The 11,299-nt window shown below is 69.4% G+C and carries 8 protein-coding genes; all 8 read left to right on the top strand.

Annotated elements, in window-relative coordinates; translation table 11 throughout:
* The first annotated feature begins 112 nt into the window (after positions 1-112).
* Positions 113-2,086, top strand: coding sequence for a M61 family metallopeptidase (locus P5F91_RS05645; protein ID WP_211107126.1), 1,974 nt, complete (start codon positions 113-115; stop codon positions 2,084-2,086).
* Between the two features lie 384 nt (positions 2,087-2,470).
* Entirely contained in the window at positions 2,471-3,025 is a 555-nt protein-coding gene (locus P5F91_RS05650; protein WP_246134552.1) for a helix-turn-helix domain-containing protein, read from the top strand.
* Positions 3,026-3,098: 73 nt separating this feature from the next.
* The gene (locus P5F91_RS05655) at positions 3,099-6,740 is read left to right on the top strand and encodes a hydantoinase B/oxoprolinase family protein (protein ID WP_277906751.1); all 3,642 of its coding nucleotides are present in this window, start codon (positions 3,099-3,101) and stop codon (positions 6,738-6,740) included.
* Complete coding sequence (locus P5F91_RS05660; protein ID WP_145613008.1) at positions 6,740-7,420, top strand: DUF969 domain-containing protein; 681 nt, start codon at positions 6,740-6,742, stop codon at positions 7,418-7,420. The genes P5F91_RS05655 and P5F91_RS05660 overlap by 1 nt, the downstream gene beginning before the upstream one ends.
* Positions 7,417-8,373 carry a DUF979 domain-containing protein gene (locus P5F91_RS05665; RefSeq protein WP_186454944.1) on the top strand — a complete coding sequence of 319 codons (957 nt, stop codon included), beginning with the start codon at positions 7,417-7,419 and terminating at the stop codon, positions 8,371-8,373. The genes P5F91_RS05660 and P5F91_RS05665 overlap by 4 nt, the downstream gene beginning before the upstream one ends.
* Complete coding sequence (locus tag P5F91_RS05670; RefSeq protein WP_145613009.1) at positions 8,370-9,398, top strand: DUF2891 domain-containing protein; 1,029 nt, start codon at positions 8,370-8,372, stop codon at positions 9,396-9,398. The genes P5F91_RS05665 and P5F91_RS05670 overlap by 4 nt, the downstream gene beginning before the upstream one ends.
* Positions 9,399-9,428: 30 nt before the next feature.
* Positions 9,429-10,337, top strand: coding sequence for a homocysteine S-methyltransferase family protein (locus P5F91_RS05675; protein WP_277906752.1), 909 nt, complete (start codon positions 9,429-9,431; stop codon positions 10,335-10,337).
* A complete protein-coding gene (locus P5F91_RS05680; protein ID WP_277906753.1) occupies positions 10,334-11,245 on the top strand; it encodes a DMT family transporter in 912 nt (303 codons plus the stop codon). Before P5F91_RS05675 ends, P5F91_RS05680 begins: the two co-directional genes overlap by 4 nt.
* Positions 11,246-11,299: the final 54 nt, after the last annotated feature.

Raw genomic sequence — 11,299 nt, forward strand, 5'->3', positions numbered from 1 at the left:
TCAAATTATTAAAGAAACAATGCAAGATTTTTACATATGAATTGAAGGGCTAAGCTAAGATTTGGCCCATGCCAACATGCCTGCGCGGGGCGGGCCAACAAGATGGGGTTTGATGTCCGTGAAGTCTTCCGTCCTGTCCCTGGCCGCCGTGCTGGCGGCCGGTACCGCCCTGATGAGCCCGCTGTCGGCCGTGCCGGTCCGGGCTGATGAGGTTCTGCCGCAGCCGTATCCCGCCGCGGCCCCCATACCCGAGCCGCAGGACGTGGCCTATCCCGGCACCATCCGGCTGCAGGTCGATGCCACCGATACCGAGCGTCGCATTTTTTGGGTGAAGGAATCGGTGCCGGTGAAGGGCCCCGGCCCCATGACCCTGCTGTACCCGAAGTGGCTGCCCGGCAACCACTCCCCCACCGGGGCCATCGACAAGCTGGCCGGCCTGATCATCCATGCCAAGGGTGGGGCCGCCGACGGCCAGCGGGTGGAATGGGAACGCGACCCGGTGGAGGTCTATGGCTTCCACGTCGACGTGCCCAAGGGTGCCACGTCGCTGGAGATGGAATTCCAGTTCGTCTCCCCCACCGCCGACAACCAGGGGCGCATCGTCATGACGCCCGACATGACGAACGTGCAGTGGAACGCGGTGGCCCTCTATCCCGCCGGCTACTTCACCCGCCGCATCCCGGTGGAGGCCAGCGTGAAGCTGCCGGAGGGCTGGGGCTTCGGTACCGCCCTGGACGTGGCCAAGGAGGCGGGCAAGGACGGCGTCACCACCTTCAAGACCGTGCCCTTCGAAACCCTGGTGGACAGCCCCATGTTCGCCGGCCGCTACTACCGCCGGCTGGACCTGGACCCGGGCGGGCGCTCACCCATGCACCTGAACATCGTCGCCGACCGGCCTGAGTTGCTGGAGGCGACGCCCGACCAGATCGCCTTCCACCGCAACCTGGTGGTCCAGGCGGACAAGCTGTTCGGCGCCCGCCATTACGACCATTACGAGATGCTGCTGGCGCTCAGCGACAAGCTGGGCCACATCGGCCTGGAACATCACCGCTCCAGCGAGAACGGCACCACGCCGACGTACTTCACCGACTGGAACAAGTCGGCGGGGCATGAACTGCTGTCGCACGAATACACCCATTCCTGGAATGGCAAGTACCGCCGCCCGGCGGACCTTTGGACGCCCAATTTCAACGTGCCCATGCGCGACAGCGGCCTGTGGGTGTATGAGGGCCAGACGCAGTTCTGGGGCTGGGTGCTGGCCGCGCGCGCCGGCCTGACCACCCGGCAGCAGGCGCTGGACAACCTGGCCGGCGTGGCCGCAACGCTGGAAACCCGCGCGGGCCGTGCCTGGCGCGACCTGGCCGACACCACCAATGGCCCCACCGTCGCCATGCGCCGCCCGGCGCCGTGGATCAGCTGGCAGCGCGCCGAGGATTACTACATCGAAGGCCAGCTGATCTGGCTGGACGCCGACAGCCTGATCCGCGAGCGGTCGGCCGGCAAGCGCAGCCTGGATGATTTCGCCAAGGCCTTCTTCGGCATCAACGACGGCAGCTACGTTCCGGCCACTTACACCTTCGACGATGTGGTCAAGACGCTGAACCAGGTGGAGCCCTATGACTGGGCGACCTTCCTGCGCACCCGCTTGGACACCCACCAGTCAGCCCCCATGGATGGCCTGGCGCGGGGCGGCTACAAGCTGGTCTACACCGACCAGCCGCTGTCCGAGGCCAGCCGCGCCAACGAGGCGCCGGGTTCCCTGAACCTGACCTATTCCCTGGGCTTGGCCCTGGACAAGGCCGGCATGCTGACCAGCGTCCAGTGGAACGGCCCGGCCTTTAAGACGGGCCTGACCGTGGGAACCAGCGTGGTGGCGGTCAACGGCGTCGCCTACGACGCCGACCGCATGAAGGCGGCGGTGACGGCGGCCAAGGGCCAGGGCCCGGCGGTGGAACTGATCGTGAAGAACGGCGACCGCTATCGCACCGTGCGCATCGACTACCACGACGGCCTGCGCTATCCGCACCTGGAACGGGTGGAGGGCACGCCGGCGCGCCTGGATGATTTGCTGACCCCGCGCAGCTGATGGAACTGCCACCCCCGGCCCTGCGCGGGCCGGGGGTGTGCGCAATAAAATGTCCAGGACGGTGGACTTCTGCGCAATGCAGGCCCCAGGTTCCGGTGGTGGACATGGAACAAAATTATCCTATGGTGGCAACGCAAAATTTTCTGATTCAAATTTTTTGACCGGCCCCAACGCATCATGCGGGTGCGGGGGGCATGCGCGGGTGGGGCCCCGGCAGACGGTGCGCGTGCGAATAAAGGGCCGGGACCGATCCAACGGTTGCGGAATGGGGCCTAGCGTTTCAGGAGGAGGTGGGGGCGGCCGGGTATCTCCTGGTGTCGGCCCGTTGAGGAAGGTCGAGGAGTCCCAATGCAGATTTTGAGTACCCGGGCCAAAAAGCCGTCCATGCCTATCGGGGAGCAAATCCGCAAGCGTCGCAAGGACATGGGCCTGACGCTGCAGCAGCTGGCCGATCGCTCCGGCCTGTCGGCGCCGTTCATCAGCCAGGCGGAGCGCAACCTCAGCGTCCCCTCGCTGGTGTCCTTGCTGGCGCTGGCTGAGGCGCTGGAGGTCGACATCTCCTTTTTCATGCAGGTGCCCAACACCGGCACCATCGTGCACCGCGCCGCCAAGCCCAACATCATCGAGGTGGACAGCCCCGTCCAGTACATCGACCTGGCGTCGGACCTGGATGACCGCAAGCTGGACATCATCCTGATGAGGATCCCGCCGGGCCACACCTTCCCGGTGGACACCCGTAACGGCGAACACTTCCGCTACGTCCTGTCAGGTGAGCTGTACGCCACGGCCGGCAACACCCGCACCACCCTGAAGGCCGGCGACAGCATGCATTTCGATGCCCGCATGAAGCACACGGTGGAAAACCGCACGGACCAGGAAGCGGTGCTGCTGTACGTCGGCACGCCCAGCGTCTTCAAGAAGGCCCAGCGGGCGAAGTAAGCCCGGCTTGGCCTGGACGGCGGGCGCGATGTAGGGTGGCGCCGGCAGTATCAGGCATCAAGAAAGACGGGACATGGCGGCAGTGCGTCCGGAGGCAGGCGGATCCGGCTGGGAATTCTGGGTCGATCGCGGCGGCACCTTCACCGATGTCGTCGCCCGCCGGCCCGACGGCCGGCTGCTGACCGCCAAGCTGCTGTCGGAAAATCCTGAGCAATACCAGGATGCGGCGGTCGCCGGCATCCGCGCCCTGCTGGCGGACCATTCCGACTTCCCCGCCGACATCGATGCTGTGAAGATCGGCACCACCGTCGCCACCAACGCCCTGCTGGAGCGCAAGGGCGAGCCCCTGGTGCTGGCCATCACCCGGGGCCATGCCGATGCCTTGCGCATCGGCTATCAGGCGCGCCCGCGCCTGTTCGACCGTCACATCAGCCTGCCCGATGCCCTCTACACCCGCGTGGTCGAGGTGGCGGAGCGGGTGGACGCCGACGGCGCCATCCTGACGCCCCTGGATGAGCAGGCGACCCGCCGTGACCTGCGGGCCGCCTATGACGCCGGCTATCGCGCCGTGGCCATCGTGCTGATGCACGGCTACCGCTTCGACGATCATGAAAGGCGTGTGGCCGCCATCGCCCGCGCCATCGGCTACACCCAGGTGTCGGTCAGCCATGAGACCAGCCGGCTGATCAAGCTGGTGCGCCGGGGCGACACCACGGTGGTGGACGCCTATCTGTCGCCGGTGCTGCGACGCTACGTCGACCAGGTATCGGGCGCGCTGAAGGACGATGAGGGTGATACACGGCTGCTGTTCATGCAGTCGAACGGCGGCTTGGTGGACGCGCGGCTTTTCCAGGGCAAGGACGCCGTGCTGTCCGGCCCGGCCGGCGGCATCGTTGGCATGGTCAGCACGGCGGTGGAGGCCGGGTTCGACAGGGTCATCGGCTTCGACATGGGCGGCACCTCCACGGATGTGTCCCACTACGCCGGCACGTACGAACGCACGTATGAGACCATGGTGGCCGGTGTGCGCCTGTGCGCGCCCATGATGAACATCCACACCGTGGCGGCCGGTGGCGGCAGCGTCTGCACCTTTGACGGTTCGCGCTTCCGCGTCGGCCCGGAATCGGCGGGGGCGGTGCCTGGCCCCATCTGCTACCGCCGGGGCGGGCCCTTGGCCGTCACCGACTGCAACCTGATGCTGGGCAAGATCCAGCCGGCCTTCTTCCCCCACGTCTTCGGGCCCGGCGCCGACCAGCCGCTGGACCTGGACGCCGTCGCGGCCCGTTTCCACGCCTTGGCCGCCGAGGTCAAGGCGGCCACGGGGGAGGAACGCACACCGCATCAACTGGCGGAAGGGTTCATCACCATCGCGGTGGAGAAGATGGCCAAGGCCATCAAGGAAATCTCCGTGCAGCGCGGCTACGACGTGGCCCAGTACACGCTGGCCTGCTTCGGCGGCGCCGGGGGGCAGCACGCCTGCCTGGTGGCCGACGCCCTGGGTATGAAGCGGGTGATGATCCATCCCTTCGCCGGGGTGCTGTCGGCCTATGGCATGGGCCTGGCCGACCTCCGTGTCATCCGCGACCGCACGGTGGAACAGCCGCTGTCGGCGGGCCTGGATCTCACCACACCGGCCGACGCCCTGGCGCGGGAGGCCAAGGCGGCGCTGACCGCCCAGGATGTGCCCGTCGCGCAGGTGGAGGTCGAACTGACCGCCCGGCTGAAGTACGCCGGCACCGACACCAGCCTGGCCGTGCCATTCGGGGACGCCGCGGCATTGGCCGCCGCCTTCGCCGACGCCCACCAGCGCCGCTTCGGCTTCACCGCCCCGGGCAAGGCCGTGGTGGTGGAGGCCCTGGCGGCCGAGGCCATCGGCCATCCCGGCCGGGGCAGCATCACGGCCGCGCCGGGGGACGCGGCCACCGGCGCACCACGGCCCTTGGCCGAGGTCCGCACCTATATGGCGGGTGCCGAGGCCGGCACCCCTGTCTATGACCGCGCCGACCTGGCGCCCGGTCATGAGGTGAACGGCCCCGCCCTGATCCGCGAAGCCACGGCCACCACGGTGATCGAGCCCGGCTGGCGCGCCCGGGTGGACGGCCATGCCAACCTGGTCTTGGAACGGGTGGTGGCCCTGGCGCCCCGCACCGCCATCGGCACCACCGTGGATCCGGTGATGCTGGAGGTGTTCAACAACCTGTTCATGGCGGTGGCGGAGCAGATGGGCTACGCCCTGCAGAACACCGCCTATTCGGTCAACATCAAGGAACGGCTGGATTTCTCCTGCGCCCTGTTCGACCGTAACGGCGGGCTGATCGCCAACGCCCCGCATATGCCGGTGCACCTGGGCTCCATGGGTGACAGCGTGCGGGCCATCGTCGAGGCGCGGTCCAAGGATGGCCGGGGCATGCGGCCCGGCGACGTCTACATGCTGAACGCGCCTTACAACGGCGGCACCCACCTGCCCGACGTCACCGTGGTCATGCCGGTGTTCGACAACGACGGCAGCCTGCTGGTCTTCGTCGCCGCGCGGGGCCACCAGGGCGACATCGGCGGAATCACGCCCGGCTCCATGCCACCCGACAGCCGCACCGTGGAGGATGAGGGCGTGCTGATCGACAATTTCCTGCTGGTGGAGGGCGGCCGGTTTTTGGAGGAAGAGACGCGGGCCCTGCTGGCGAGCGGCCGCTATCCCGCCCGCAATCCCGACCAGAACATCGGCGACCTGCGCGCCCAGGTGGCCGCCTGCGCCAAGGGGGCGGAGGAGATGGCCGGGATGGTGGCGCAGTTCGGCCGCGACGTGGTCGAGGCCTACATGGCCCACATGCAGGACAACGCCGAGGAGGCGGTGCGCCGCGTCATCGACGTGCTGAAGGACGGCACCTTCCGCTATGAGATGGACAACGGCGCCGTCATTCAGGTGGCCGTCACCGTGGACCGGCGGGCGCGCCGGGCGGTGGTGGACTTCACCGGTACCAGTCGGCAGCTGGAGACCAACTTCAACGCGCCGCTCAGCGTTTGCCGCGCCGCCGTGCTCTACGTCTTCCGGACCCTGGTGGATGACGAGATCCCGATGAACGAGGGATGCCTGAAGCCCATCGTGCTCAAGGTCCCGGCCGGCTGCCTGCTGAACCCCGCCTATCCGGCGGCGGTGGTGGCCGGGAATGTGGAGACCAGCCAGGTGGTGGTGGACGCGCTCTACGGGGCGCTGGGCGTCATGGCCGGTGCCCAGGGCACCATGAACAACTTCACCTTCGGCGACGACGCCCGCCAGTATTACGAGACCATCTGCGGCGGCTCCGGCGCCGGGGCCGATTTCGACGGCACCAGTGCGGTGCAGACGCACATGACCAACAGCCGCCTGACCGATCCCGAGGTGATGGAGGTGCGCTACCCGGTGCTGGTGGAACGCTTCGGCATCCGCCGCGGCTCCGGCGGGGCCGGGCGCCATCGCGGCGGTGATGGGGTGGAGCGGCTGATCCGCTTCCGTGCGCCCATGACCGCCGCCATCCTGTCCAACCGCCGCCGCGTGCCGCCCTTCGGCCTGGCTGGCGGCGAGGCGGGGGCGCCGGGGGTGACGGAGGTGCACCGGGCCGACGGCACGGTCCAGGTGCTGGCCGCCACCGATACCGTCGCCATGAACCCCGGTGACGCCATCCTGGTCAAGACACCGGGCGGTGGCGGCTATGGCAAGGCGGGCGAGGGCGACGCCTGATGCTCAGCCTGGTCGGCATCGCCATCGTCGCCGCCGGCTTCGCCGCCCGCCTGAACCCGCTGCTGGTCGCGGTGGCGGCGGCCTTCGGCACCGGCCTTGCCGCGGGCATGGGCGTGCTGGAGATCGTCGCCGCCTTCGGCCGCCTGTTCAATGCCAACCGCTACATCTGCCTGGTCTACCTGTTCCTGCCCCTGATCGGCCTGCTGGAACGCCTGGGCATCCAGGTGCAGGCGCAGCGCCTGATCGGCGGCCTGAAGGCCGCGACGGTGGGGCGCACCTATCTGGTGTTCTTCATCCTGCGGCAGGTGCTGGCGGCCCTGGGCGCCAAGGATCTCAGCGGCCATGCCCAGACGGTGCGCCCCGTGCTGGCGCCCATGGGCGAGGCGGTGGCGGAGGAAAACCTGGGCCGCCCCCTGGCCCCGGCGGAGCGCACGCTGGTGCGGGCCCACGCGGCGGCGGCGGAGAACATCGCCCTGTTCTTCAGCGAGGACATCTTCGTCGCCATCGGCTCCGTCATCCTGATCAAGGGCTACCTGGCCGCCAACGGCATCGAGGTCAGCCCCTTGGACGTTTCGGTCTGGGCCATCCCCACCGCCCTCGTGGCCGTGGTGATCCACGGCGCCCGCCTGCTGCTGCTGGACCGCCGGCTGAAAGCTGGAAAAGGGGCGGTGGCGTCATGATCGGCATCAGCGTCGCCTATGACCTGGCCGGTCTGATGTTCGCCGCCATCGCCTGGCGCTCGGCGCGTGATGCCGGCAATCCCCGGCGCCTCGGCGCCAGCCTGTTCTGGGCCCTGCTGGCGCTCAGCTTTTTGGCCGGCGATTACCTGGGGGATCTGGGCAACGGCACCCTGGTTCTGGCCTTGGCCATCCTGGGTGGCTTCGGCCTCATGGGCCGGGGGACGGAGGCGGAGGCGCCAAGGGCGGAACGGGAGGCGCAGGCTCGGCACTGGGGCTATTGGCTGTTTCCCGTCCTGTTCCTGCCGCCCGTCATCGCCCTGGCGGGCACGATCTGGGGCCCGGCCCTGACCTGGAACGGCCGGCCGCTGGTGGACCCCAAGCAGGGCACGCTGATCTGGCTGGCGCTGGGCATCGTGGCGGCGCTGGCGGCGACGGTCCTGTACACCCGGCAGCGTTTGGGCACCCCCCTGCGTGACGCCCGGCGCCTCGTGGAACTGGTGGGCTGGGCCGCCATCCTGCCGCAGGTGCTGGCGGCCCTGGGCGGCATCTTCGCGCTGGCCAAGGTGGGTGACGCCGTCGCCGCGCTGGTGGGCCAGTACCTTACCCTGGACCACCGCTTCCCCTTGGTCTGCGCCTACACCGGCGGCATGGCGCTGCTGACCATCCTGATGGGCAACGCCTTCGCCGCCTTTCCGGTCATGACCTCGGGCATCGCCCTGCCGCTGTTGGTGGGCCGCTTCGGCGGCGACCCGGCCGTCATCTCCGCCATCGGCATGCTGTCGGGCTTCTGCGGCACGCTGATGACGCCCATGGCCGCCAATTTCAACATCGTCCCGGCCGCCCTGCTGGAGTTGCCGGACCGCAACGCGGTCATCCGGGCGCAGGTGCCGACGGCCCTGCTGGTCCTGGTGGCCAACACCCTGCTGATCCAAATCCTGGGTTTCCCCAAATGACCGATTCCGCTTTTCCCGGCCTCAGCGAGGCCCACGCTGTCCGGTTCGCCGAGATCGCGCTGGGCCACGTCACCCGTGAATACCCCAATGTCATCACCCATTTTCTGAACGGGCCGGAGGACGCGCGGACGCCGCGTGCCATGCACCCCATCTTCTTTGGCAGCCTGGACTGGCATTCCTGCGTCCATGGCCACTGGCTGCTGGCCCGCACCCTGCGGCTGTTTCCCGGCAGCCCGGTGGCCGACCGCATCCGCGCCCTGTTCGCCGACAGCTACACCCCGGAAAAGGTCGCGGGCGAACTGGCCTATTTCCAGCGGCCCAACACCGGCACCTTCGAACGGCCCTACGGCTGGGCCTGGTACCTGCTGCTGGCGGCCGAGCTGCGGCGCACCGGCATGGGCGCCGTGGGGACGGCCTGGGCCACGGCGCTGGCGCCCCTGACGGCGGAGATCGTGGGCCGGCTGAAGGCCTATCTGCCCAAGGCGACGTACCCGGTGCGCACCGGCCTGCACATCAACACCGCCTTTGCCCTGACCCTGTCCATGGCCTATGCCCGTCGCCGGGGCGACGACGGTCTGGCCGACCTGATCGCCCAAACGGCTCGGGCCTGGTACGGCGGTGATGCCGATGCCCAGGTGTGGGAACCGTCGGGTACCGATTTCCTGTCGCCGGTGCTGACCGCCGCCGTCGCCATGGCGGCCGTGCTGCCGCGTGCGGAGTTCCGCGCCTGGTTCGCCCGCCTGCTGCCCGGCGTGGCGGATGGCCAACCACGCACCCTGTTCACCCCGGCCACGGTCAGCGACCGCAGCGACGGCACCATCGCGCACCTGGATGGCCTGAACCTCAGCCGCGCCTGGTGCTGGCGTGCCATCGCTGCCCAGCTGGACCCGGCCGATCCGGTGGCGGTGCAGGCGCGGGCGGCGGCCGACGTGCACCTGGCCGATGCCCTGCCGCACCTGGAATCCGACTATATGGGCGAACATTGGCTGGCCAGCTTCGCCGTGCTGGCGCTGGATGGGGTGTGACGGTGACAGCTTGGATGAGGGAGGGGTGAGATGGGGCGGCGCGCGATCCTGCTGGACGGTGGCATGGGACGGGAATTGCAGCGCATGGGCGCGCCCTTCCGCCAGCCGGAATGGTCGGCCCTGGCGCTGATCGAGGCGCCTGATTATGTGCGCCGGGCCCATGACGCCTTCCTGGATGCCGGCGCCGATATCGTCACCAGCAACAGCTATGCCCTGGTGCCCTTCCATATCGGGGAGGAAAGGTTCGCCGCGCAGGGCGGGGCCCTGGCCTCCCTTGCCGGACGGCTGGCCCGACAGGCGGCGGACGCCAAGGCCGGCGCCCGCGTCGCCGGATCCCTGCCGCCGCTGTTCGGTTCCTACCGCGCCGACCTGTTCGATGCGGCCCGTGCGGCGGATCTGCTGGCCCCGTTGGTAGATGGCCTGGCGCCGCATGTCGACCTTTGGCTGGCGGAAACCCAAAGCGCGGTGGCGGAGGTGCGGGCTGTGCGCGCGGCTTTGGGGGGCGCCTTGGGGAAGGGTGAGGCCAAGCCGCTGTGGCTGTCCTTCACGCTGGAGGATGAGGCGGCCGATGCGGCCATCCATCCCCGCCTGCGCGGGGGCGAGTCGGTAACCCATGCCACCGAGGCGGCGCTGGCCCTGGGGGCCGCGGCCCTGCTGTTCAATTGCAGCCAGCCCGAGGTCATGGGGCCGGCGCTGGTCGCGGCCCGGGCCGCCGCCGCCGGCGCGCCATTGCCCTTGGGCGTGTACGCCAACGCCTTCCCCCCGCAGCCCAAGGAAGCCACCGCCAACGACGGCCTGGATGAGCTGCGCGCCGACCTGACGCCCGCCAGCTACCTGGACTGGGCACGGCGCTGGGTGGATGCCGGCGCCGCCATCGTCGGGGGCTGTTGCGGCATCGGGCCCGATCATATCCGCGCCCTGGCGGCGGCTTTGCCGTGAGGGGTGCCGAGTCCGCCGCCCTTAGGGACCGCCTGCTGGGGTGGGGCGCCCCCTGGCTGTTCATCCTCATCTGGTCCACCGGCTTCCTGGTGGGGCGGGCGGTGCTGCCCTATGCCGACGTGCAACTGTTCCTGGTGGCGCGCTTCGGCCTGACGGCGTTGCTTTTCACCGGCGCCACGCTGACGGCTGGCGTTTCCTGGCCGCGTGGCCGGGCGGCGGGCCTGCACCTGCTGGCCGGCGCCCTGATGCAGGGCGTCTATATCGGCTTCTCCTACTGGGCCATCGCCCAGGGGCTGGCCGCCGGCATCATGGCGCTGATGGGTGCCTTGCAGCCGCTGTTCACCGCCCTCATCACCACCCTGGTGTTCCGCCAGCGGCTCAGCCGCCTGGCCTGGCTGGGCTTGGCCATCGGCTTCGCCGGCGTCGCTTGCGTGCTGGCGCCGAAGCTGGCCCTGCACGCGGCGGCCGGGGCGGGGTCGGGTGGCTTGCCGCCGCTGGGCGCCGCCCTGGCCGTGCTTAGTGTCTTGTCGATCACCATCGGCACCCTGCTGCAGAAATCCTCCGTGGCCGGGGATGACCTGCGCCCGGCCGGCGCGCTGCAGAACCTGGGCGCCCTGGGCGTGGTCTGCCTGCTGTTCCTGACCGTGGGCACGCCGCACTGGGATCCGCATCCGGTGTTGTGGACGGCGCTGGCCTGGGCTGTCCTGGGGCCCTCGGTCATCGGCATCTCGCTGCTGGTGTGGATGGTGCGCCATGGCGAGGCCACGCGCGCCACGGCGCTGCTGCTGCTGGTCCCGCCGCTGGCGGCGCTGGAGGCCTTCTTCCTGTTTCATGAAACACTGACGCCGCTGCAACTGGTCGGCTTCGCCTTGGCCCTGGGCGGCGTCGGCCTGACCCGCCGGGGATGAGGGGTGCGGCCGGTTGCCCTCCGCCACGGGCGGTGTGCTAAGCTGCGCGGATCA

Origin of the sequence: Nitrospirillum amazonense (genome assembly GCF_029594735.1) — a bacterium.
GTDB classification, from domain to species: domain Bacteria; phylum Pseudomonadota; class Alphaproteobacteria; order Azospirillales; family Azospirillaceae; genus Nitrospirillum; species Nitrospirillum amazonense.